This is a genomic window from Bradyrhizobium semiaridum (genome assembly GCF_020329505.1).
Taxonomy (GTDB): Bacteria; Pseudomonadota; Alphaproteobacteria; order Rhizobiales; family Xanthobacteraceae; genus Bradyrhizobium; species Bradyrhizobium semiaridum.
This window is the reverse complement of record NZ_JAGKJJ010000007.1, coordinates 63,144-86,819: the sequence shown is the minus strand read 5'-3', so window position 1 is coordinate 86,819 and position 23,676 is coordinate 63,144. Positions and strand designations below refer to the sequence as shown.

Below are 23,676 nucleotides of genomic sequence, written 5' to 3'. Positions count from 1 at the left end.
CGTGCTAGGCTGGGGACCGTCGAGTTTAGGGAGCGTTTGATGCCTCGGTCGGTCGCAATTTCCCGATTCCTGATTTCAACTGCAGCGCTTGTCCTGTGCAGCGCGGTAGCAGCCTCGGCGCAAGACCGCCGGCAGAATGCGCCGGGCGAGTTCGATTTCTACGTGCTGGCGCTGTCATGGTCGCCCTCCTTCTGCGAAGCAGCGAACGAGCGCGGTAACACCGGCCGCGGCACGCAGGCCCAGTGCAGCGGACGGCCATATTCCTTCGTCGTGCATGGCCTGTGGCCGCAATATGAGCGCGGCTTCCCGGAATATTGCCAACGGCCGTCGCCGCGACTCGCCCGGGGTATCATGACCTCGATGCTCGACCTGATGCCGGCACCCGGCCTGGTCTTCAACGAATGGGACAAGCACGGCACCTGCTCCGGTCTCGGCGAGCGCGCCTATTTCGAGACCATCCGCAAGGCTCGCGCCACGGTGAAGATCCCGGAGGAATTCCTGCAGTTGTCGGAGCCGAAGACGATCGCGCCCGACGAGCTGGAAGCCGCCTTCATCAAGATCAATCCGGGGCTGAGCAATGCCGCGATCTCGGTGACCTGCGACAGCAAGCGGCTCAGCGAAGTGCGGATCTGCCTCAGCAAGGACCTGCAATTCCGCTCCTGCGAGGAGATCGACCGCCGCGCCTGCCGCCGCGATCAGGTGCTGATGCCGCCGATGCGCGGCGGATAGGCTCGGATCCTCTCGTTGCGAGATACATGACGAAGTCATCGGTTCGCGTTCGCGGGCCGAATGGATTGCTTCCCGCCTTCGCACGGGTGAAGAGGTCGCTCCGCGCGCAATGACGTGGTAAGCGCTGGCTCATGAACTATCGCCACGCCTTTCATGCCGGCGGCTTCGCCGATGTCATCAAGCACATCGCACTGGTGCGCATGCTGACCTATCTGCAGGACAAGCAGGCCGCGTTCCGCGTCATCGACACCCATGCCGGCGCTGGACTCTACGACCTGACCTCGAGCGAGGCGCAGCGCGGCGGCGAATGGCTCACCGGGATCGCGCGGCTGATGCAGGCGCGGCTCTCCGACAAGGTGTTGCCGCTGGTCGCGCCGTATCTCGATATCGTCAGGGCCTTCAATCCGAAGGGCGAATTGAAAGCCTATCCCGGTTCGCCGTTGATCGCGCGGGCGCTGCTGCGGCCGCAGGATCGTCTCACCGCCTGCGAGATCGAACCCATGGCGCGCAAGCAACTGATCGATGCGCTGCGGCGCGACGCGCAGGCACGTGTCGTCGATCTCGATGGCTGGATGGCGCTGCCTGCCTTCGTGCCGCCGAACGAACGGCGCGGTCTCGTGCTGATCGATCCACCGTTCGAGGCCAAGGACGAGTTCGAACGGCTGGCCCGCGCGTTTGCGGATGCGTTCGCAAAATGGCCAACCGGAACGTATTTGATTTGGTATCCCGTAAAAACACGGAGAGCCACTGACGAACTCGCACGCAGCGTCGCCGCAGCAGCGGCAACAAGTCGCCCGCCCGGCAAGTGCTTGCGTTTGGAATTCAGTGTGGCGCCGCAAGAAGCCGGCGCAGGCCTGGTTTCCACGGGGCTTTTGATGGTGAATCCGCCCTGGACACTCGCAGGTGAGTTAAGACTCATCTTGCCCGAACTCGAGAAACCACTCGGTCAAGGCGGCGCCGGACGCTTCAGACTCGAGACGCCCAAGACCTAACCCGGATGCACCATTTGAAAAGTGCGATTTGATCGTAGTCAATCCGCGCGGAACCGTATTATGCTCGTCCTGTTACGACTGGCTTTACGTTCCGCTTCCGCGAATGGTTGCGGCGGAGTGACAAGGCCGAAATAAAATCCAGGCAGACCGGCGGCGTGACGCCGGATTGTTCAGGTGGCCAGGCTTCCGACAAGCGAATGTCGGTCAACCGCTACGCGATATGCGCGTAGCGGGAGAGCAATACGGGGGAGGAGTTTTCCCGATGGCCATGACTGGGACAGTCAAGTTCTTTAACGGAGAGCGGGGCTACGGCTTCATCAAGCCTGACGATGGCGGCCGCGATGTGTTCGTTCACATCACCGCCGTCGAGCGGGCCGGATTGAAGGACCTGACTGAAGGACAGCGCATTACATTCGAGGTCGAACCGGACAAGAAGGGCAAGGGCCCCAAGGCGGTCAACCTGGTGATTTCATCGTAGGCGCGTGCGTGATCCGGAAAGCCGAATCCGGATTTCCGAATGGATCATGCGGACACGTAAGACCTGGGATCGTGCCGCGGTTGCGTGCGATCGCATCATGATCCCGGGCTCGCGGTGAAAACGGAATGAAGCGTTGCGTGTAAGTCGACAGCCGGGCATGTGACCCGTGCTCGTCGCGCGAACACTTGATGACGCGGACGCCCGATCGGCGGATTCCGCAGTGTTGGAATTTGCGGCCGACCGAATGCTCGCGCCGGTTGGCTTTGCTCAACTCGCGGCGCGCACGCGGCTGCGTTCCGCCACGACATCGGGACCACCGCCAAAGAAAAACGGCCGCGCCAGGCGCGGCCGTGAGTTGATGGTCGACGTTTTCTTCTCAGAAGTGATAGTTGATGCCGGCGCGGACCAGGCTGAAGCCGTAGCCGTTCGATGTGCCCGTAATTCCGAAGTGGCTGCTGGCGAGATCGACATAGAGATATTCGACCTTGGCGCTCCAGTTCGGCGCAAAGCCCATTTCGGCGCCGGCGCCGACCGCAAAGCCCACATTGGTGTGGCTCTCCGACAGGCCGAAGGTCTCGCCGCGCAGCTCGCCAAAGGCGATACCGCCGGTCGCGTAGAACAGCACGTTGTTGACGGCGTAGCCGGCACGGCCGCGGACCGTGCCGAACCAGGGATTGGAGAATTTCCACGGCGCGAAGCGATCGTCTGCTGCCGATGCCTGGATGTCGCCCTCGATGCCGAACACCCACGGCGTGCCGTTCTGGAAATTGTAGCCGGCCTGCACGCCGCCGGCGAAGCCGGACGGCTTGGTCGGGTTGTTGTCGACCGAGCCCCAGCCATAGCCGATGTTGCCGCCGAGATAAGGGCCGGCCCAGCTATAGGCGTTGAGCGGCTGGTTGACGGTGTAGGGCGAGCCGTAGCTGAGGTCGGCCGACGCCGCCGAGGTCGTCCAGCCTGCGACGATCAACGCCAGCGCACGCGCAACCAACCGGCCCATCGGACTCTCCACCACGCAACTGCCGGAACCCGCCGGCCGCGGGGCCAGCGTGGTTACGGTTTTCCACCTGTTTCGCTAAGATTTATCGAGAGTTTTAAGTTAAAGGCCTGTTAAGCCCGGTTACCGCCCCGCTCATCAGTCTTAACAATGTATTACACACCATCCGCGGCAGGCGAACGGGGCCGATAACTGCCTGCAATCGGGCCTGTTTCTGCCCTCGCCGGCGCTGGCGACCGGCTCCTCAAGCGCTTAGTTTACGGCCATGGTTCACGATTCTTCCGAGCATCCGGCGCCGGCTCCCCGCAAGGCGAGGCGCGGTTCAAGATCCGATCCGCCGCAGGACGACCTCAGGCTCGATACGAGCGACGTCGATCCCGAAACCTCCGCGACCGAGGACGACGACGAATCGCGGCTGCCCGACGCGTCCGATGACGCGAGCGAGGCGTTCGTCGAGGGGACCCTTGCCGTCGGGCACGCCGCGATCGAGAACGCGGTGCGCCTCGCGCCGACCTCGCCCGGCGTCTACCGGATGCTCAATGCCGCGAACGACGTGCTCTATGTCGGCAAGGCGAAGAACGTCAAAAAGCGGCTGTCGTACTATGCGCGGGCCAGCGCGCCGCTGCCGGCGCGCATCCTGCGCATGATCGCGGCGACGACGCAGGTCGAGATCGTCTCGACCATGACCGAGACAGAGGCGCTGCTGCTCGAGGCCAACCTGATCAAGCAGCTCCGGCCGCGCTTCAACGTGCAGCTGCGCGACGACAAGTCGTTCCCCTACATCCTGATCACGGGCGACCATTGGGCGCCGCAGATCCTCAAGCATCGCGGCGCGCAGTCGCGGCCCGGCCGTTACTTCGGCCCGTTCGCCAATGCCGGCGCGGTCAACCGCACCATCACGGCGCTGCAGCGCGCGTTCCTGATCCGCTCCTGCACCGACGGCTTCTTCGAGAGCCGCACGCGGCCCTGCCTGCTCTACCAGATCAAGCGCTGCGTCGGCCCCTGCACGCGCGAGATCGATTTCCCCGGCTATAGCGAATTGGTGCGCGAGGCGACCGAGTTTCTGTCCGGCCGCAGCCATGCCGTGAAGGAGTTGCTGGCGGCCGAGATGGAGAAGGCGTCCGGCGAGCTCGAATTCGAGACCGCGGCGCTCTATCGCGACCGTCTCGCGGCGCTGTCGGCGATCCAGTCGCAGCAGGGCATCAACCCGCGCACGGTCGAGGAAGCCGACGTATTCGCCATCCACCAGGAGGGCGGCTATTCCTGCGTCGAGGTGTTCTTCTTCCGCACCGGCCAGAACTGGGGCAACCGCGCCTACTTCCCGAAGGCCGAGAAGACCTTCACGCCGGAGGAGGTGCTGGCCTCGTTCCTCGCGCAATTCTACGACGACAAGCCGCCGCCGAAGCTGATCCTGCTGTCGCACGAGATCGAAGAGAGCGCACTGCTGGCCGACGCACTGTCGGTCAAGGCCGGCTACAAGGTCGAGGTCTCGGTGCCGAAGCGCGGCGAGAAGAAGGAGCTGATCGGCCACGCGCTGACCAACGCGCGCGAGGCGCTCGGCCGCAAGCTCGCCGACACCGCGACCCAGAGCCGCCTCTTGGAGGCCATGGTCACCACGCTCGGCCTGCCGCATGCACCGAAGCGCATCGAGGTCTACGACAACAGCCACATCATGGGCACCAACGCGGTCGGCGCGATGATCGTGGCCGGGCCCGACGGCTTCATGAAGAACCAGTACCGCAAGTTCAACATCAAGTCCGAGGGGCTGACGCCCGGCGACGACTATGGGATGATGCGCGAGGTGCTGGAGCGGCGCTTCAAGCGCCTGTTGAAGCCGCTGGAGGGCGACGCCGCCAAAGCCAAGCCGGACGAGAAGGCGGACGAGGATGCGTTCCCGCAATGGCCCGATCTCGTGATCATCGACGGCGGCCGCGGCCAGCTCAACGCCGCCAGGGAGATTTTCCAGACCCTCGGTCTGACCCAGGTCGCGCTGATGGCGGTCGCCAAGGGGCCGGAGCGCGATGCAGGGCGCGAAACCCTGTTCATGCCGGATCGCGAGGCTATCAAGCTGGAGCCGCGGGACCCGGTGCTGTATTTTATCCAGCGGCTGCGTGACGAAGCCCACCGCTTCGTGATCGGCTCGCACCGCAAGCTGCGCAAGAAGGACATCCGCGAGGCCGGCTTGCAGGAGATCCCGGGCATCGGCCCGTCGCGCAAACGTGCCTTGCTGCATCATTTCGGAACCCTCAAGGAGATCGAGCGGGCCTCGATCGCGGACCTCGGCAAGGTTCCGGGCGTCAGCGCCGAGAGCGCCCGCAAGATTTTCGAGTTTTTCCACGCCCAGCCGGGCTAAAGGAGAAGCTGTTCATCAGGGCGTCGCCTGCGACTGGCCATCTTGGGTCGGCCCTGTTGACCTTCTTGTTTCAGCGGTATTGGTAGGACGGATGAACATCGCGACGACCCGGGGACAGCCCAAGACCTTGTCCCTTCCGAATATCCTGACCTACGCCCGGATCGCCGCGATCCCGGTGGTGATCGGCTGCGTCTACTGGCAGTCGATCATGGACGGCCCGCTCTGGCTGCGCTGGGTAGCGCTGGCGGTGTTCATCGCGGCGGGGGTCACCGACTATCTCGATGGCTATTACGCCCGGATCTGGGACCAGCAGTCGGCCTTCGGCAGGATGCTCGACCCGATCGCCGACAAGCTGCTGGTCGCCTCCAGCCTGTTGATGCTGGCCGCCGACAATTCGATCCATGGCTGGACGCTGTGGGCGGCGATTGTGATCCTGTGCCGTGAGATTCTGGTCTCGGGCCTGCGCGAATACCTCGCTGGCCTCAGGGTCAGCGTGCCCGTCACCAAGCTGGCGAAATGGAAGACCACGATCCAGCTGATCGCGATCGGGTTCTTGATCGCGGGCGAGGCCGGCGAGCAGATCTTCCCGCCGACCACCCTGATCGGCATCGTGCTGCTCTGGATGTCGGCGCTCTTCACGATCTACACCGGCTGGGACTACTTCCGCGCCGGCATCCACCATCTCATCAAGGAGGATGAGGGATGAAGCTGAAGTATTTCGCCTGGGTGCGCGAACGGATCGGCAAAGCGGAGGAGACCGTCGAGCCGCCGGCCGAGGTGCGCACCGTCGGCGACCTGATCGGCTGGCTCGCCGCGCGCGACGACGCCTATGCGTATGCGTTCGAGAAGCCCAAGGTGATCCGCGCCGCGATCGACCATGCCCATGTCAAGCCGGATGCAGCCATTGCCGGCGCCCGCGAGATCGCATTCTTTCCGCCGATGACCGGCGGCTAAGCCTTACGATGACCGTCGCCGCGACCATCCGCATTCAGGAAGCCGACTTCGACGTCGCGCAGGAGATCGCGGCGCTGAGCCGGGGCCGCACCGACATCGGCGCGGTCGTCAGCTTCAGCGGCATCTGCCGCGGCAGCGAGCAGGGCGAGCCGATCGCGGCCCTGACGCTCGAGCACTATCCCGGCATGGCGGAAGCCGAGATCGCGCGCCACGCCGACGAGGCGCTGTCGCGCTGGCCGTTGCAGGGTCTCACCATCATCCACCGCTTCGGCCGCATCGAGCCCGGCCAGAACATCGTGCTGGTCGTGACCGCCTCGGCGCACCGCCAGGCCGCGTTCGAGGCCGCCGACTTCCTGATGGACTATCTGAAGACCAGCGCGCCGTTCTGGAAGCGCGAGGAAAGCGCCCGCGGCACCAGCTGGATCGAGGCCCGCGACCACGACGACGCCGCCGCCGCGCGATGGACCAAATCCTGATGGCCAAGCGCAGCAAAGCGCCGGCCAAGGCGCCGGCAAAGCGTACTCCCGCGCCGAAACCGCCCAGGGTCGGCCCGGGCGAGCTGCACACTTTGGTCGATTTCCTGCGCTACGCGGTCAGCCGCTTCAACGCCGCAAAACTCGCCTTCGCGCACGGCACCACCGATCCGGTTGCCGAGGCGGCCTTCCTGATCTGCGAAACGCTGCATCTGCATCCCGACCAGTTCGAAACCTTTGCCGGCGCACGAATCACCGTGGCCGAGGGCAAGCAGATCCTCGACCTGATCGAGCGCCGCATCGCGACGCGCAAGCCGGCCGCCTATCTCGTCAACAAGGTCTATATGCGCGGCCTGCCGTTCTACGTCGACGAGCGCACCATCGTGCCGCGCTCCTTCATCGGCGAGCTGCTCGACTCGCATTTCGGCGGCGATGAGGACGGCACCTCGCTGATCGGCGATCCGGCCGAGGTCGAGCGCGTGCTCGACCTCTGCACCGGCTCGGGCTGCCTTGCGATCCTGGCCAGCCGCACCTTCCCCAATGCCACGGTCGACGCGGTCGACATTTCAAAGGGCGCGCTGGAGGTCGCAGCGCGCAACGTTGCCGACCATGGCCTCGAGGCGCGAGTGACGCTGCACCACGGCGACCTGTTCAAGCCGATCGGCAAGAACCGGTACGACGTGATCATCACCAACCCGCCCTATGTCGATGCCGAGGGCATGGCGGGGCTGCCCCGCGAATGCCGCACCGAGCCGGCCATCGCCTTCGATGGCGGCACCGACGGGCTCGACATCGTCCGCCGCATCCTCGACCAGGCCAAACAGCATCTGACCCCGGAAGGCACCCTGCTGTGCGAGATCGGCCGCGGCCGCGACAATCTCGAGGCGGCCTATCCGAACCTGCCGTTGCTCTGGCTCGACACCGAGGAGTCCGAGGGCGAGGTGTTTTGGATCGCGGCCAGCGACCTCTGATCGGCCGGACTTTATTGCGGGCCCGGTCGGGAGCGAGGCGAATCGTGTGCAGTTCCAGCCGGTTCCGAAAGTGGCTCGCACCGCGAATCAACAATGGTGCTAAGCTTGCAGAATTGGGGATAACTGGACCGAGGGCGCAGCGCGCGACATGATTCGCATTTCGACGATCTTCATCGCCATCTGCATGGTGCTGGTCGCGGCCTCGCTCGGCTTCGTCCTGTATTCGGTGGCGGGCATCAGCGGATCGGAATCGGCGATCGTGGCGCTCACCGCCCTCACCTTCCTGATCCTCTACAACGCGGTCTCGATGCGGCTGCGCGACCGCAGCGATGTCGGCAATCAGATCGCCGACCTGTCGCGCGGCACGGCGGACCTCGCGCGCCAGGTCGCCGAATTCGGCCGCCGCCTCGCCGCGGTCGAGGGCCGGGTGACCTCGGCCAATTCCACCAGCGCCGACCGGACCCAGGCCCTGGCCGGCGAGATCAACGAGCTGGGCGGCCTGGTCCGGCAGCTCGCGGCATCCGTCGCCCATCACGAGGACATGCTGGCGGCGGCGCCGGTGGCCCACGCCGCCCCGCCGCCGCGCGACGATCTGCTTCCGCAAGCCGCACCCGCCCCGGCTGACGCCGCTGCGCCTCCCGAGCCTGCGCCTGCTCCAGTTGCCGCGACCCCGCGCAGCCAGAGCCAGCTGCTCGGCGCGATCAAGAACGCGATCGACGAGAACCGCCTCGACATCTACCTGCAGCCGATGGTGACGCTGCCGCAGCGCAAGGTGCGTTACTACGAGGCGGTGACGCGGCTGCGCGACGAGGGCGACCAGATCCTGGCCGCCGACGACTTCATCAGCGTCGCCGAGGCCGGCGGCCTGATCGGCCGCATCGACAACCTCGTGATGGTCCGCTGCGTCCAGGTACTGCGCCGCCTGATGGTGCGCAGCAAGGATGTCGGCGTGTTCTGCAACGTCTCGGCGGCGACGCTGGCCAGCCCCGCCACCTTCACCCAGTGCCTCGATTTCCTCGAAGCCAACCGCGCGCTGGCGCCCTCGCTCGTGCTCGAATTCAAGCAGGCGACGTTCCGCCATCTCGGCCCGGTCGAGAGCGAGAACCTAGCCGCGCTGGCACAGCGCGGCTACCGCTTCTCGATCGACCATGTCACCGACCTCCGGCTCGAGCCGCGCGAGCTGGCCGATCGCGGCGTCCGCTTCATCAAGGTGCCGGCCGCGCTTCTGCTCGACCCCACGCAGATCGCGACCACGGACATCCATCCCTCCGATCTGTCCGACCTGCTCGGACGCTACGGCATCGACCTGATCGCCGAGCGGATCGAGGGCGAGCGTTCCGTCGTCGACCTGCTCGACTACGACGTCCGGCTCGGCCAGGGTTTTCTGTTCGCCCCGCCGCGGCCGTTGCGGCCGGAGGGAGCATCTGCTACCGCCGAGCCTTCCCAGACTAAGCCACAGGAACTCAATGGCGCCGGCAATCCAGCACCCGTCTCCGGTCCCGCGGCACCGCGCGCAACCGGCAATGCCGCGCTGGCGCGCCGCGCCATCGGCCCGAACTAAGTGGTTCTCCCCGTCATGACGTCGCTGCGTTTCGTCGAGCGGCTGCGCGATCTCGTCGGCGACGTCGATGTCGTGCTGTCGGACATCTGGGGCGTCGTGCATAACGGGCTAGAATCCTTCCCCGAGGCCTGCAAGGCGCTGCACACGTTCCGCCGGCAGGGCGGCACCGTCATCCTGATCACCAACGCGCCGCGACCGGCCGATTCCGTGCAGCGCCAGCTGCGCAAGCTCGACGTCGCCGACGAGACCTATGACGCCATCGTCTCCTCGGGCGACCTGACGCGGCACTTCGTGGCGGATCATCCTGGCCAGAAGATCTACTGGCTCGGCCCGGAGCGCGACAGCTCGATCCATCGCGGCCTCGACGCCAGCCTCGTGCCGCTGGAGCAGGCGAACTACATCATCTGCACCGGCCTGTTCGACGACGAGACCGAATCCGCCGAGGACTATCGCGACACGCTGCTCAAGGCGCTCGAGCGCAAGCTGACGCTGGTCTGCGCCAATCCCGACATCGTGGTCGAGCGCGGCGACCGGCTGATCTATTGCGCGGGCGCGGTCGCCGAGCTCTATCGCGAGCTCGGCGGCGAGGTGATCTTCTACGGCAAGCCGCACCGGCCGATCTACGAGCGCGCGATGGCGCTGGCCGCCGAGCGCCGCGGGCGTCCGGTCGAGAAGAGCCGCATGCTCGCGATCGGCGACTCCGTGCGCACCGACCTCGCCGGCGCCCATGGCTTCGGCATCGACCTGCTGTTCGTCACCCGCGGCATCCATTCCGAGCAGTTCGAGGGCATCGACCAGCTCGACGCGGCCTCGGTGAAGGAGCTGTTCGGCCATCCGCCGCGCGCGCTGATGCGCGAGCTGAAGTGGTAGCCAGGAGCACTGCTGCGCTCCCTCGTCCCGCTCTCTTGTCTGCCGAAGCCCGCCTTCCTGCGAAGGCGGATGCGGGGAGAGGGTTGGGGTGAGGGCTTCTTCCGCGAGTTGTAAGGGTAGTTCGGTCTCTGGAATACTGGATCACCCGCCTGCGCGCGTGATGACACCGCGTGGCTTGGCAGGCGCCGCGAAGCCAATCTCAGTGTCGTTCCGGCGGACGCCGGGGCCTGGAACCAAAATCTCAAAAAACAACCCCATGCAAAGGAGCCAGTCGAGGTGACGGGCGACTTGACATGTCGGGCAACTCAGCGGTACTATTCCATTATTCCGAAACTGCGCAGACACTCACCTCGGCAAGCGTATCTGATCAGGATCGCAGTGTTGCCGACATCGGCGGTTGGCTCCCTCTCCCGCTTGCGGGGGAGGGTTTGGGGTGGGGGTCCCTCAACGAGTCGTATCGCGGAAATAACCCCCACCCGGATCGCATCTGCGACGCGATCCGGCCTCCCCCGCAAGCGGGAGAGGCGAGGCGAATCCGCGGGGAGGCCTGTGCAATTGAACCCAGAAAGACGCAGATGCCCGGGACGAACCCGGGCACGACGTGAGTTTCGGCTGCTGCGACGAACGCGCGTCTACGCCGTCGCCATGTCCGGGAACACCGCCTCGATCTTGGTCTTCAGCGTCGCCGCGTTGAACGGCTTGACGATGTAATTGTTGACGCCGGCCTTCTTGGCCGCGATCACGTTCTCGGTCTTGGATTCGGCGGTGATCATGATGAAGGGCGTCGTCGCCAGGTTCGGATCGGCGCGCACTTCCTTGAGCAGGTCGTAGCCGGTCATCGGCTCCATGTTCCAGTCGGAGATCACGAGCCCGTATTTCTTGCCACGCATCTTGTTGAGCGCCGCCGAGCCGTCGGAGGCGTCGTCGATGTTCTCGAATCCGAGCTGCTTGAGGAGATTCCGGATGATGCGGATCATGGTGCTGTAGTCATCGACCACCAGAACCGGCATGGACAAATCAACCGCCATCTTTCCCCCAACGACGCTCACAAAATACGCTTCTGCGGACCGCAGCTTTCCTGCGAACCACTAACAGTAAGGCATTAAACAGCGCGTTAACCGGGCGAAATCGGATTGTTACGGATTTAGCGCGATTTTCGCCTACGCTTGACTTCCACGGCGCTGCCGCGTCACGGTCCTGCGCGCAACGATCATGCTTAAGAATCCCTGAAGAATCGAAACCAAATGAGCACCGGTTTTACCGTTATCCGCGACACCACCCCCGACAGCGCCATTCCGAAAGGCGCCGTGGTTGCGATGGGCAATTTCGACGGCGTCCATCTCGGTCACCGCGCCGTGATCGGCGCCGCGCTGGCGATGGGCCGGGCGCACGGCGTGCCGGCGCTGGCCGTCACCTTCGAGCCGCATCCGCGCAAATTCTTCAGCCCGAACACTCCGCAATTCCGCCTCACGGACGAGACCAACAAGCTGCGGCTGCTGGCGGCCACCGGGCTTGCCGGCGCCGTGGTGATGACCTTCGACAAGGCGCGCGCCGGCACCTCGGCACAGGACTTCATTCATCACGACCTGATCGACCGGCTCGGCATCAGCGGCATCGCGGTCGGCTACGACTTCCATTTCGGCAAGGGCCGGGTCGGCTCGCCGAGCCTTCTGGTCAGCGAGGCGCCACGGCTCGGCATCGAGGTCGACGTGCAGGCGCATGTCGATATCGAGGAGCGCCCAGTGTCGTCGAGCGCGATCCGCATGGCGCTCGCCGAGGGCGAGATCGCTGATGCAACCACGATGCTGGGCGGACCGTGGTTCGTCACCGGCGAGGTGATCCATGGCGAGAAGCGCGGCCGCGATCTCGGCTATCCCACCGCCAATATCTGCCTCGACAAGCATTGCGGGCTGAAGCACGGCATCTACGCGGTGCGCGTCGGCCTCGGTTCCCAGCGGATCGACGGCGTCGCCAGTTTCGGCCGCCGCCCGACCTTCGACAACGGCGCGCCGCTGCTCGAAGTGTTCCTGTTCGATTTCAAGGGCGACCTCTACGGCAAGGTGCTCGATGTCGCCTTCATCGGTTTCATTCGCGACGAGCTGAAATTCGACACCATCGAGGCGCTGATACGCCAGATGGATGACGACAGCGCCCGCGCGCGGGCGGCATTGGCCGCGGCGCCGGATGCGTTCCCGAAGCTCGGAGTGATTGATTGAAGACCGAAAAGCAAAAGATGCTCGCGGGCGAGCTCTATTACACCGACGATGAACTCGCCGCCGATCAGGCCGCGGCCAAGGTGTGGATGGTGCGCTACAACGCGGCGCTGGCATCGCCGATATCAGAACGGCACGCCCTGCTCCGCGAACGTCTCAAACGAGTCGGCAAAGGTGCCGTGATCCGGCCGCCGTTCTTCTGCGACTACGGCACCAATATCAGCCTCGGCGACGGTGTGTTCCTCAATTTCAACTGCGTGATCCTCGACGTTGTCGAGGTCGTGATCGGCGACCGCACCCAGATCGGCCCGGCGGTGCAGATCTATACCGCCGACCATCCGCGCGACGCCGAGACCCGGCGCACTGGGCTCGAATTCGGCCGGCCGATCCGGATCGGCAGCGACGTCTGGATCGGCGGCGGCGCCATCATCCTGCCCGGGGTGACGATCGGCGACGGCGCACTGGTCGGCGCCGGCAGCGTGGTGACGCGCGACGTCGCCCCCGGCGCGACCGTGGCGGGAAACCCGGCCCGGCCGCGGGCTGCGTAGAGCGGGATGCGATTGGGTTGAGCCGGAGCCGCGGCGAGGTCCACCTCTCCCTTGGGAGAGGTCGATTTGCGCAGCAAATCGGGTGAGGGGTTACGGTCTATCGAGAGAGCAAGAGCCCTCACCCGGCGCTTCGCGCCGACCTCTCCCCGTCGGGGAGAGGTGCACCGAACCCGCGGTCAAACCGATTGAACCTAACCTTCATCCCGCTGGAGGGGCGGTCCCTCGGAGCAATCCGTCGGGCTACCGGGGGCCTTTGCGATTTCCCCGCTTGGCTGCTATGGAAACCCCATGTTTTCGCGGCGCATCATACGGATTACCGGCCCGGCTTCCGCCTGAGCCTGAAGGCTCGGCGCAAGACCGGGACTTTGCCGTTTTAACCCGCGATTGATCGCGTATCCGCGCCCGCACCTGCCAAATCAGAGCTTTCATGTCCGACAAGCCGCAAAACGCCAACGACTATTCGAAGACCCTTTACCTGCCGCAGACGGAATTCCCGATGCGCGCCGGCCTGCCGCAGCGCGAGCCGGAAATCCTGAAATACTGGAACGAGATCGGCCTCTACGACCGGCTGCGCCGGGAGGCCGAGGGCCGCGCCAAATTCGTGCTGCATGACGGGCCGCCCTATGCCAACGGCAACATCCATATCGGGCACGCGCTGAACAAGATCCTCAAGGACGTCGTGACCAAGAGCCAGCAAATGCTCGGCTTCGACTCCAATTACGTGCCGGGCTGGGACTGCCACGGCCTGCCGATCGAATGGAAGATCGAGGAGGAGAACTACCGCTCCAAGGGCAAGCCGAAGCCCGACTTCCGCGATTCCGCCGCGATGGTCGCGTTCCGCAAGGAATGCCGCGCCTATGCGACGCACTGGATCAACGTGCAGCGCGAGGAGTTCAAGCGGCTCGGCATCATCGGCGATTGGGATCATCCCTATCAGACGATGACCTATCCGGCCGAAGCGCAGATCGCGCGCGAATTGATGAAGTTCGCCGCCAACGGCACGCTGTATCGCGGCTCCAAGCCTGTGATGTGGAGCGTGGTCGAGAAGACCGCGCTCGCCGAGGCCGAGGTCGAGTATGAGGACTACACCTCCGACATGGTGTGGGTGAAATTCCCGGTCACCTCGCCGGCGCATGGCGCGCTCGCCAACGCCTCGGTCGTGATCTGGACCACCACGCCGTGGACGCTGCCCGGCAACCGCGCCATTTCGTTCTCGCCGAAGATCGCCTACGGCCTCTACAAGGTGACCGATGCGCCGGCGGACAATTGGGCGAAGACGGGCGACCTCTTGATCCTCGCCGACGCGCTCGCCGCCGAAGTGTTCAAGCAGGCGCGCGTCACGGCCTACGAGAAGGTGTGCGACATCCCCGGCGACACGTTGGATGCCGTGGAATGCGCCCACCCGCTGCGCGGCGTCGGTGGCGGCTACGAATTCACCGTGCCACTGCTCGCCGGCGACCATGTCACCGACGACACCGGCACCGGCTTCGTCCACACCGCGCCCGGCCACGGCCGCGAGGACTTCGATGTCTGGATGGCCAATGCACGCGAGCTCGACGCCCGCGGCATCTCGACGGCAATCCCCTACACGGTGGACGAAAACGGCGCCTACACCGCGCACGCCCCGGGCTTCATCGGCAAACGCGTGATCACCGACAAGGGCGAGAAGGGCGACGCCAACGAGGCCGTGATCAAGGCGCTGATCGAAGGCGGCATGCTGCTGGCGCGCGGCCGCCTCAAGCACCAGTATCCGCATTCCTGGCGTTCCAAGAAGCCGGTGATCTTCCGCAACACGCCGCAATGGTTCATCGCGATGGACAAGCCGATCGCGGAGAACGGCCATGCCAAGAAGGGCGACACGCTGCGCGCCCGCGCGCTGCATGCGATCTCGGTGACGCAGTGGGTGCCGCCGGCCGGCGAGAACCGCATCAACGGCATGATCGCCAACCGTCCGGACTGGGTGATCTCGCGCCAGCGCGCCTGGGGCGTGCCGATCGCCGTGTTCGTGCGCGAGAGGGGCGACGGCTCGGCCGAGATCCTGCAGGACGAGGTCGTCAACCAGCGCATCACCGAGGCGTTCATGGCGGAAGGCGCTGACGCCTGGTACATGGACGGCGCCCGCGAGCGCTTCCTCGGCGCGCGCGCGAGCGAAGACTGGAAGAAGGTCGACGACATCTGCGACGTCTGGTTCGATTCCGGCTCCACGCACGCCTTCGTGCTGGAGGACCGCCAGAATTTTCCGCAGCTCGGCAACATCGTCCGCAAGATCGACGGCGGCAACGACACCGTGATGTATCTGGAAGGCTCGGACCAGCACCGCGGCTGGTTCCACTCGTCGCTCTTGGAGAGCGCCGGCACGCGCGGCCGCGCGCCCTACGACATCGTGCTGACCCACGGCTTCACGCTCGACGAGAACGGCCGCAAGATGTCGAAGTCGCTCGGCAACACCGTCGAGCCGCAGAAGGTGATCAAGGATTCCGGTGCCGATATCCTGCGCCTGTGGGTCTGCGCCACCGACTATGCCGACGACCAGCGCATCGGCCCCGAGATCCTGAAGAACACCATCGAGACCTATCGCAAGCTGCGCAACTCGATCCGCTGGATGCTCGGCACGCTGCATCACTTCAAGCCGAGCGAGAAGGTCGCCTTTAGCGAGATGCCCGAGCTCGAGCGGCTGATGCTGCATGAGCTGGCCGGCCATGCCGAGACCATCCGGAAGGCCTATGCCGAGTTCGATTACAAGACCGTGGTCGCGGGCCTCGCGGCATTCATGAACTCGGAGCTGTCGGCGTTCTATTTCGACATCCGCAAGGACACGCTGTATTGCGATCCGCCGTCCTCGGTGGCGCGCAAGGCGGCGCTGACCACGATCGACATGCTGTGCGACGCGATCCTGAAATGGCTGGCGCCGATCCTGAGCTTCACGACCGATGAAGCCTGGCGGATGTACCGGCCGAACGCAGAGCCCTCGGTGCACCTGACGCTGTTCCCGGAAGGTCTCGAGCAGTTCCGCGACGACGCGCTCGCCGCCAAGTGGGAGACCATCCGCAACGTGCGCCGCGTCGTCACCGGCGCGCTCGAGCTCGAACGCGCCGCCAAGCGGATCGGCTCCTCGCTGGAGGCCTCGCCGGTGATCTACGTCGCCGACCGCGACACGCTGGCTGTCCTGTTCGACGTCGACCTCGCGGAGGTCTGCATCACCTCGAGCTACGAGGTGCGCGAGGGCGAGGCGCCGGCCGGCGCCTTCCGTCTCGACGGCGTGCCCGGCGTTGCCGTGGTGGTCGAGAAGGCGGTCGGCACCAAATGCGCGCGGTCGTGGAAGATTCTGCCGACGGTCGGCGAGGACCCTGACTATCCCGACGTCTCGCCGCGCGACGCGAAGGCGCTGCGCGAATGGAAGGCGCTGGGGGTTGGCGTCTAGCATTCGCTGTCGTCCCGGCGGAGGCCGGGACCCATAACCACCGCTGCCTAGAATGGACGAAGGTTGATGACCCCGAGTCATTCAAACAACACTCGACACGGCGTATGGGTCCCGGCTTTCGCCGGGACGACGGCTAGGGTGGGGCTGCAATGAGCCCTCCCGTTCGCGCCGGATTGCTGGCGGCGGTCATCACCCTGATCGCCGATCAGGCCTCCAAGCTCTGGCTGCTCTACGGACTGGAAATCGCCCGCCACGCGCCGGTACGGGTGACGCCATTCCTCGACCTGGTGCTGGCCTGGAATCCCGGCATCAGCTTCGGCTGGTTCCAGAGCGAGAGCCCGGCGGCCCAGATCGCGCTGATGGGGATCAAGGCGGCCGCGGTGATCGCGCTGGCGATCTGGATGGCGCGGTCGCGGACCTGGCTGGCCACGGTCGCCCTCGGCCTGATCATCGGCGGCGCCGTCGGCAACGGCATCGACCGCTTCGCCTACGGGGCCGTGGTCGACTTTGCCCTGCTTCACATCGAGATCGCCGGAAAGACCTTCAATTGGTACGTGTTCAACCTCGCCGATGTGGCGATCGTTGCTGGCGTGGCAGCACTATTGTATGATTCCGTGCTGGGGGTACCCGCCGCAAAAGCGCCCTGATCCGGGCAGATACGAGCCGATCGGCCGTGGACTGGCTGCCTGTGGCGGAACTGTGCCTAAGCCAGTGAACGCCTTACCGAATTTTGAAAATGGGAATGGCGCGATGCGCAACACCAAGGCCCGCAACGACCTGAGCGAGACATCCCGGACGGCGCTGCTGCGCGGCGTGCGCCTGGCCTTCGTCGCGGCCGGGATCGGCCTTGTCATGACCGCCGGCCCGGTGCGCGCCGGCGACGACGATGACGGCGACGATGGCATGACCTTCGAGGAGCGGATCATCGACAATCTGATGACCGGCTTGGGCGCCAAGAGCATGGCCAACAAGGACATCGATTACCGCGAGCGCTCGCCGCTGGTGGTGCCACCGAAACTCGATCTGCCGGCGCCTGCATCGGCCACCCAGGCCAATGCGCCGAACTGGCCGAAGGACCCCGATATCGCCAAGCGCAAGGCGGCGATCGAGGCCCGCAAGAAGGAGGTCAAGAAGGAGCCGTGGCAGCAGGCGGTGCCGCTGACCCGGGCCGAGATCGAGGCCGGCCGCATGCAGCAGTCCGCCTCCGACCGCGACCGGAAGGATCCGGTCGAACCGGGCGTAACCAACAATCCCTCGCTGTCGCCGAGCCAGCTCGGCTATACCGGCGGCCTGATGGGCATGTTCAAGGGAACCAACACCGAATCCAAGCCGTTCAAGGGTGAGCCGACCCGCGAAAGCCTGACCGAGCCGCCGCCCGGCTACCAGACGCCGTCGTCGAATTTCGCCTACGGCACCGGACCGATGAAGCCGATCGGGCAGGAAGGTCAATACGACATCCAGACCGGCAAGCCGTTGCAGTAGTCGCTTCGGCGTTTCGGCCGCGGCCGCTCGACCTTGCAATCGTGTGATCCCGGAGAACTCCGGTCTCCCTGTTTCGTGACGGCCGGCGCAATCGGCGCCGCGTATGATGCCGCGCTCTCAACCCCGGTCGGCTGGGCCGGACTGCAACAAGGATGATGATGTCCTCACGCCGATCGGTAGCCTTTGTCTTCGCCGTCCTTGCGTCTACGGTCGCATTCTCGACCACCGGCCTGCGCGCCCAGACCACCGTCACCTCGGAACGCCCGGCCAGCTTCACGCTCGATAACGGCCTCCAGGTCGTAGTGATCCCCGATCACCGCACGCCGGTTGTCACCCAGATGATCTGGTACAAGGTCGGCTCCGCCGACGAGACGCCCGGCAAGTCCGGGCTGGCGCACTTCCTCGAGCACCTGATGTTCAAGGGCACCGCCAGGCACCCGGCCGGCGAGTTCTCGCAGACCGTGCTGCGGGTCGGCGGCAACGAGAACGCCTTCACCTCGGTCGACTATACCGGCTACTTCCAGCGCGTGCCGCGCGAGCAACTCCCGACCATGATGGAGTTCGAGGCCGACCGCATGACCGGCCTGATCCTCAAGGACGAGAACGTACTGCCCGAGCGCGACGTCGTGCTCGAAGAGTACAACATGCGCGTCGCCAACAATCCGGACGCCCGGCTGACCGAGCAGATCATGGCCGCGCTCTATCTCAACCATCCCTACGGCCGGCCGGTGATCGGCTGGCATCAGGAGATCGAGAAGCTCGACCGCGAGGACGCGCTGGCCTTCTACAAGCGCTTCTACGCCCCGAACAACGCGATCCTGATCATCGCCGGCGATGTCGAGCTGAAGGACGTCCGGCCGCTGGTGGAGAAGAATTTCGCTCCGATCCCCGCGCAGCGCGCGATCCCCGAGAAGCGCGTGCGGCCGCAGGAGCCGACGCCGGCGGCGCCGCGCAGCGTGACGCTGTCGGACCCGCGCGTCGAGCAGCCGAGCCTGCGCCGCTATTATCTCGTGCCGTCGGCCACCACGGCGGCCGCAGGCGAAAGCCAGGCGCTCGACGTGCTGGCGCAGCTGATGGGCGGCGGCGCCAACTCCTACCTCTACCGCTCGCTGGTGATCGATAAGGGCCTCGCGATCTCGGCCGGCGCCGGCTACCAGGGCACCGCACTCGATCCCTCGCAATTCTCGATCTCGGTGACGCCGAAGCCGGGCGTCGAGTTTGCGCAGATCGAGGACGCCATCGACAAGGTGATCGCCGACCTCGCGCAGAACCCGGCCAAGGCCGAGGACCTCGAACGGGTCAAGACCCAGCTGATCGCGGAAGCGATCTACGCCCAGGACAACCAGGCGACGCTGGCGCGCTGGTATGGCGGGGCGCTGACCACCGGGCTCAGCATCGAGGACATCAGGAGCTGGCCGGACCGCATCCGCGCCGTCACCGCCGAGCAGGTCCGTGCCGCCGCGGCCGCATGGCTCGACGGGAAGCGCTCGGTGACCGGCTATCTGATCAAGGATACTGCGCCGAAACGCGAGGAGAAGCGCTCGTGATCTATTCCCTCACCCGCCGTGCGGCGCTGATCGGCGGCGCCTGCGCCGCGCTGCTGACGCTGTCGTCCGCGCCCTCGCAGGCCGCGGCCAAGATCCAGCGGCTGGTCTCGCCGGGCGGCATCGAGGCCTGGTTCGTACAGGACGCCACCGTGCCGCTGATCGCGATGGAATATGCCTTCGGCGGCGGCGCCAGCCAGGACCCGCCCGGCAAGCCCGGCGTCGGCAATCTGGTCGCCGACCTGCTCGACGAGGGCTCCGGCGATCTCGATTCCAAATCCTATCACGAGCGGCTGGACCGCCGCGCCATCGAGCTCAGCTTCCAGTCGACCCGCGACCAGTTCCGCGGCTCGCTGCGCATGCTCAAGCCCTATGGCCGCGCCGCCACCGGCACGCTCGACAGCGTGCCCAAGATCGAGATCGCCGATCTCAAGGACTACGTCCGCCGCAACATCGCGAAGGATACGCTGCGCGTCGCCGTGGTCGGCGACGTCGATCCCGACACGCTCGGCAAGCTGCTCGACAAGACCTTCGGCGACCTGCCGGCGAAGGCCGATCTGACCCCGGTGCCCGATGTCGTGGCGGCCAAGCCGCCGCAGCGCGCCTTCATCCCGCTCGACGTGCCGCAGACCGTCGTCACCTTCGGCGGCCCCGGCATCCGCCGCCACGATCCGGATTTCATGGCGGGCTATGTCGTCAACCACATCCTCGGCGGCGGCGGGCTGTCGTCGCGGCTCTACAAGGAAGTGCGCGAGAAGCGCGGCCTCGCCTATTCGATCTACGAGGCGCTGGTCTGGATGGAACACTCGGCGCTGTTCATCGGCAACACCGGCACCCGCGCCGACCGCGCCGGCGAGACCGTCGATGCGATCGACAGCGAGATCCGCCGCATCGCCACCGAAGGCCCGACCCAGCAGGAGCTCGATGAGGCGAAGTCCTATCTGAAGGGCTCGCAGATGCTGGCGCTCGACACCTCTTCCAAGCTGGCGCAGGCGATGCTGCAATACCAGCTCGACAGGCTGCCGATCGACTACATCGAGAAGCGCAACGCCATCGTCGACGCGGTGACGCTCGACGACGCCAGGCGGGTCGCGAAGAAGCTGTGGGGCGACGGCCTGCTCACCGTGATCGTCGGCCGCAGCCCGCAGGCCGCCGCGCAACCGGTGACGTCGCCGCTGAAGGCGAACTGACGCGCGTCGACATTACGTGCTCCGCGACCGGGTGTTCTACACACCACCGCTGCGGCCACCCCTCTCCCCACCCTCCCCCGCAAGGGGGGAGGGAGCCTGAGACGTGTGCTCACCTCACATTGACTCCCGGCTCTCTCAGCACGAGGGCTCGAAGCGCAAGAGTCAGGGACGTACCAGCGGACGGGCTCCCTCCCCCCTTGCGGGGGAGGGTTGGGGAGAGGGGTAAGCCGCGCACACCGGCCGCGGACGTAACCCAACGCTGCATCAACGCAGCATCCGCCACGCAAACCCGCTACATTGCCACCGACCGATTCCTCCTCCCTGGTGCTGCCATGCTGCGGGTTTCCCGCGATCTTGCAATCGACGAGAACGACATCGAGATCGTCTTTGTCCGGGCTTCCGGGCCGGGCGGGCAGAACGTCAACAAGGTCTCGACCGCGGCGCAGCTGCGCTTCGACACGCGCAAGATCGCGCTGCCGCCGGATGCCGCGCAGCGGCTGGCGCAGCTGGTCGGCAGCCGCATGACCAAGGACGGCGTGATCGTGATCCAGGCGTTTCGCTTTCGCACCCAGGAGCGCAACCGCGCCGATGCGATCGAGCGGCTGCTCGAGCTTCTGCGCGAGGCGATGGTGCGGCCGAAGCCGCGGCGGCCGACCAGGCCGACGCTCGGTTCCAAGCAACGCCGGCTCGAGGGCAAGAAGCGCCGCAGCGATGTCAAGGCGGGGCGCGGCAGAAGCGGCTTCGACGATTGACGGCGCGGCGCGGATGCAGCGCATGCGGGGCGCGCTGCATCCGGCCGACAGGCTTCAGTACTTCTTCGTTCCAGGCGCCATTTCGGAACCGGTCGCCTTGCTGCGCGTACCGCTGCCACCGGCGCCCACGGTGCCCTTGGCGCCGCTCTTGGCGGTGGCAGCGCCCCGCTCGGCCGGCGCGCCAGTCTGGGCATTGAGTTCCTCGTCAGCTCCGCCCGACGGCGCGCCTTGCATGGTGCTGCCGCCGCGAGTCTGGCTTTGGGTCGACATCCCCTGCGCCAGCACCGGGCCGGCCAGCAGTGCCGACATGGCAAACGCGGCCGCGAAAGTCTTCGCTGATTTCATCCATTGCTCCTGGATCTTGCTCGCGTGGGACAGTTCGACGGTTGCTGGCGCCGTCTGCAGCGCCCGACCTGCCACACACGCGAATTGACGACATCGCAAACGGCGCGGACGCCATGCAAGCTGCGTGGTGTGGAGATCGTGCAGGGTTTTCGCGACCATTTCGCGGAAATGCGCTTCACATATGCGGCGTGATCGCGCGCGGATGACGCGCGGTAGCAGAGCGCGCTTCCGCGAAAAGACGACGCTCGAACAAGGAGATGAGTCGTGAAGCGATCGCCTCGCAGCCGCATCACGATCCACCGCCGCCATCTTCTCGTCGCCGCGCCGACAAGCCGGCTTCGCATTGTTCCGGTGAAACAGCCGGCTACTACCACCACCGGATAGCCGCGCCCTACAGTTTCATCCGATGCGGGGAACGAGCATGGCGATGCGGCGCGCGAGGTGGACGGTCGGGCTGGGATTTTGCGGCGCAATATCAGCCGTGCACGTCGTGGCTGCGCAGATGCCCCTGCCCGCCGCGAAGCTCCCCGACGGCGCGACGCTGTTCAAGCAGCAATGCGCAACCTGCCACACCACCAACACATCGGATCCGGTGCGGCAGGGACCGTCGCTCTACAAGGTCGTCGGCCGCCACGCCGGCGCGGCCGACGGCTTCAAATACTCCGCGGGGTTCGCCAAGGCCGATTTCGTCTGGGATGACGCCCATCTCGACGCCTGGCTGAACAATCCGCAGGAGGTCATCCCCGGCACCGTGATGGCCTACCGGCAGGCCAGGCCGGAAACCCGCGCCTTGATCATCGCCTATCTGAAGGAGCTGAACTGAATGGCCAAACCCGTTCATTCGATGATCCGCGTGCTCGACGAGGCCAGGGCGCTCGACTTCTACAAGCGCGCGTTCGGCCTCGAGGTCGCGGACAATCTGAGATTTCCGGATTTCGCACTGATCTATCTGCGCCATCCCTCCTCGCCGTTCGAGGTCGAATTGACGGTCAATTTCGATCGCAAGCAGCCGTACACGCTCGGCGACGGCTACGGCCATCTCGCCGTCATCGTCGACGACGTCGATTCCGAGCACACGCGCTTCGAACAGGAGAAGCTGTCGCCCGGGCCGCTGCGCGACTTCAAACATGACGGCAAGACGCTGGCACGCTTCTTCTTCGTCTCCGATCCCGACGGCTACAAGATCGAGGTGATCCAGCGCGGCGGGCGCTTCGGCTAATTCAACGACAAAACAATCTACGGAGGAACCCATGAGAGAAATCGATCGACGCAGCAAATATGACCGGCGCATGTTTCTCAAAGGCGCGGCCGCAACCGCACCGGCGGTCGCGATCGCGACCTCGACCGGGCTCGGCATCACCGATGCATGGGCCGACGACGCGAAGACGCTGTCGCCCGCCCAGATGAAGACGCTGCTCAAGATGGCGCGCGACATCTATCCGCACGATTTCCTCGGCGACAGCTACTACATCACCGCGGTCAAGCCGTGGGACGACAAGGCGGCGAAGGATCCGGCGCTCAAGGCGCTGATCAGCGACGGCGTCGCGCGGCTCGACCAGGAGGCCAACGACCGCCACAAAGTGCCTTACGTCCAGGTCGCCTGGGAGAACGATCGCGTCGCGCTGCTGCAGAAGATCGAGCCGAGCGCGTTCTTCCAGAAGATCCGCGGCGACCTCGTCGTCTCGCTCTACAATCAGAAAGAGGTGTGGCCGCGGTTCGGCTACGAGGGCTCCTCCGCCGAGCACGGCGGCTACATCAAGCGCGGCTTTGCCGACATCGATTGGCTGCCGAAGGCCTGAACGGATC

The 23,676-nt window shown here is 65.7% G+C and carries 24 protein-coding genes; 21 read left to right on the top strand and 3 right to left on the bottom strand.

Annotated elements, in window-relative coordinates:
• Positions 1-39 precede the first annotated feature (39 nt).
• From J6500_RS11025 to J6500_RS11015, 3 genes are all read left to right on the top strand, one after another.
• Entirely contained in the window at positions 40-729 is a 690-nt protein-coding gene (locus tag J6500_RS11025) for a ribonuclease T2 family protein (RefSeq protein ID WP_225712721.1), read from the top strand.
• A 131-nt stretch (positions 730-860) separates the two neighbouring features.
• Entirely contained in the window at positions 861-1,721 is an 861-nt protein-coding gene (locus J6500_RS11020; protein WP_225712720.1) for a 23S rRNA (adenine(2030)-N(6))-methyltransferase RlmJ, read from the top strand.
• 262 nt (positions 1,722-1,983) lie between these two features.
• Positions 1,984-2,199 (top strand): cold-shock protein, encoded by a 216-nt coding sequence (locus tag J6500_RS11015; protein WP_028350729.1) that lies wholly within the window; start codon positions 1,984-1,986, stop codon positions 2,197-2,199.
• A gap of 376 nt (positions 2,200-2,575) precedes the next feature.
• On the opposite strand, the gene J6500_RS11010 is transcribed toward J6500_RS11015, so the two are convergent.
• The gene (locus tag J6500_RS11010) at positions 2,576-3,196 is read right to left on the bottom strand and encodes an outer membrane protein (protein ID WP_225712719.1); all 621 of its coding nucleotides are present in this window, start codon (positions 3,194-3,196) and stop codon (positions 2,576-2,578) included.
• A 262-nt stretch (positions 3,197-3,458) separates the two neighbouring features.
• Here J6500_RS11010 and uvrC point away from each other — a divergent pair, with 262 nt between their 5' ends.
• From uvrC to J6500_RS10975, 7 genes are all read left to right on the top strand, one after another.
• The gene (gene uvrC / locus J6500_RS11005; RefSeq protein ID WP_225712718.1) at positions 3,459-5,546 is read left to right on the top strand and encodes an excinuclease ABC subunit UvrC; all 2,088 of its coding nucleotides are present in this window, start codon (positions 3,459-3,461) and stop codon (positions 5,544-5,546) included.
• A 91-nt stretch (positions 5,547-5,637) separates the two neighbouring features.
• Complete coding sequence (gene pgsA / locus J6500_RS11000) at positions 5,638-6,252, top strand: CDP-diacylglycerol--glycerol-3-phosphate 3-phosphatidyltransferase (protein WP_225712717.1); 615 nt, start codon at positions 5,638-5,640, stop codon at positions 6,250-6,252.
• On the top strand, positions 6,249-6,500 hold the full coding sequence (gene moaD / locus J6500_RS10995; RefSeq protein WP_225712716.1) for a molybdopterin converting factor subunit 1: 252 nt from the start codon (positions 6,249-6,251) through the stop codon (positions 6,498-6,500). The genes pgsA and moaD overlap by 4 nt, the downstream gene beginning before the upstream one ends.
• A gap of 8 nt (positions 6,501-6,508) precedes the next feature.
• Positions 6,509-6,976 (top strand): molybdenum cofactor biosynthesis protein MoaE, encoded by a 468-nt coding sequence (locus J6500_RS10990; protein ID WP_225712715.1) that lies wholly within the window; start codon positions 6,509-6,511, stop codon positions 6,974-6,976.
• Positions 6,976-7,944, top strand: coding sequence for a 50S ribosomal protein L3 N(5)-glutamine methyltransferase (gene prmB, locus J6500_RS10985; RefSeq protein ID WP_225712714.1), 969 nt, complete (start codon positions 6,976-6,978; stop codon positions 7,942-7,944). The genes J6500_RS10990 and prmB overlap by 1 nt, the downstream gene beginning before the upstream one ends.
• Positions 7,945-8,092: 148 nt before the next feature.
• On the top strand, positions 8,093-9,505 hold the full coding sequence (locus J6500_RS10980) for an EAL domain-containing protein (RefSeq protein WP_225712713.1): 1,413 nt from the start codon (positions 8,093-8,095) through the stop codon (positions 9,503-9,505).
• A gap of 15 nt (positions 9,506-9,520) precedes the next feature.
• Positions 9,521-10,375, top strand: coding sequence for a TIGR01459 family HAD-type hydrolase (locus tag J6500_RS10975; protein WP_225712712.1), 855 nt, complete (start codon positions 9,521-9,523; stop codon positions 10,373-10,375).
• Between the two features lie 632 nt (positions 10,376-11,007).
• On the opposite strand, the gene J6500_RS10970 is transcribed toward J6500_RS10975, so the two are convergent.
• Positions 11,008-11,403, bottom strand: a complete 396-nt coding sequence (locus J6500_RS10970; RefSeq protein ID WP_016844467.1) for a response regulator — start codon at positions 11,401-11,403, stop codon at positions 11,008-11,010.
• Between the two features lie 216 nt (positions 11,404-11,619).
• Here J6500_RS10970 and J6500_RS10965 point away from each other — a divergent pair, with 216 nt between their 5' ends.
• The 8 genes from J6500_RS10965 (at position 11,620) to arfB (ending at position 21,525) form a co-directional block, all read left to right on the top strand.
• Positions 11,620-12,591 (top strand): bifunctional riboflavin kinase/FAD synthetase, encoded by a 972-nt coding sequence (locus J6500_RS10965; protein WP_225712711.1) that lies wholly within the window; start codon positions 11,620-11,622, stop codon positions 12,589-12,591.
• Between the two features lie 17 nt (positions 12,592-12,608).
• Positions 12,609-13,136 carry a sugar O-acetyltransferase gene (locus J6500_RS10960; protein WP_225712936.1) on the top strand — a complete coding sequence of 176 codons (528 nt, stop codon included), beginning with the start codon at positions 12,609-12,611 and terminating at the stop codon, positions 13,134-13,136.
• A gap of 427 nt (positions 13,137-13,563) precedes the next feature.
• Complete coding sequence (gene ileS / locus J6500_RS10955; RefSeq protein ID WP_225712710.1) at positions 13,564-16,557, top strand: isoleucine--tRNA ligase; 2,994 nt, start codon at positions 13,564-13,566, stop codon at positions 16,555-16,557.
• A 149-nt stretch (positions 16,558-16,706) separates the two neighbouring features.
• Positions 16,707-17,204, top strand: a complete 498-nt coding sequence (gene lspA / locus J6500_RS10950) for a signal peptidase II (protein WP_225712709.1) — start codon at positions 16,707-16,709, stop codon at positions 17,202-17,204.
• Between the two features lie 103 nt (positions 17,205-17,307).
• Positions 17,308-18,039, top strand: a complete 732-nt coding sequence (locus tag J6500_RS10945) for a hypothetical protein (RefSeq protein ID WP_225712708.1) — start codon at positions 17,308-17,310, stop codon at positions 18,037-18,039.
• A 155-nt stretch (positions 18,040-18,194) separates the two neighbouring features.
• Positions 18,195-19,586, top strand: coding sequence for a M16 family metallopeptidase (locus tag J6500_RS10940; RefSeq protein WP_225712935.1), 1,392 nt, complete (start codon positions 18,195-18,197; stop codon positions 19,584-19,586).
• Positions 19,583-20,773, top strand: a complete 1,191-nt coding sequence (locus J6500_RS10935) for a M16 family metallopeptidase (protein ID WP_225712707.1) — start codon at positions 19,583-19,585, stop codon at positions 20,771-20,773. The genes J6500_RS10940 and J6500_RS10935 overlap by 4 nt, the downstream gene beginning before the upstream one ends.
• A gap of 332 nt (positions 20,774-21,105) precedes the next feature.
• Complete coding sequence (gene arfB / locus J6500_RS10930; RefSeq protein WP_225712706.1) at positions 21,106-21,525, top strand: alternative ribosome rescue aminoacyl-tRNA hydrolase ArfB; 420 nt, start codon at positions 21,106-21,108, stop codon at positions 21,523-21,525.
• Positions 21,526-21,579: 54 nt separating this feature from the next.
• Here the strand turns inward: arfB and J6500_RS10925 are convergent, their stop codons facing one another.
• On the bottom strand, positions 21,580-21,870 hold the full coding sequence (locus J6500_RS10925) for a hypothetical protein (RefSeq protein WP_225712705.1): 291 nt from the start codon (positions 21,868-21,870) through the stop codon (positions 21,580-21,582).
• Positions 21,871-22,372: 502 nt separating this feature from the next.
• On the opposite strand from J6500_RS10925, the gene J6500_RS10920 reads away from it, so the two are divergent.
• From J6500_RS10920 to J6500_RS10910, 3 genes are read left to right on the top strand one after another with little or no spacing between them, the layout of a single operon-like run.
• Positions 22,373-22,693 carry a c-type cytochrome gene (locus J6500_RS10920; RefSeq protein ID WP_225712704.1) on the top strand — a complete coding sequence of 107 codons (321 nt, stop codon included), beginning with the start codon at positions 22,373-22,375 and terminating at the stop codon, positions 22,691-22,693.
• On the top strand, positions 22,694-23,089 hold the full coding sequence (locus tag J6500_RS10915) for a VOC family protein (protein WP_225712703.1): 396 nt from the start codon (positions 22,694-22,696) through the stop codon (positions 23,087-23,089).
• Between the two features lie 31 nt (positions 23,090-23,120).
• Entirely contained in the window at positions 23,121-23,669 is a 549-nt protein-coding gene (locus J6500_RS10910; protein ID WP_225712702.1) for a gluconate 2-dehydrogenase subunit 3 family protein, read from the top strand.
• Positions 23,670-23,676: the final 7 nt, after the last annotated feature.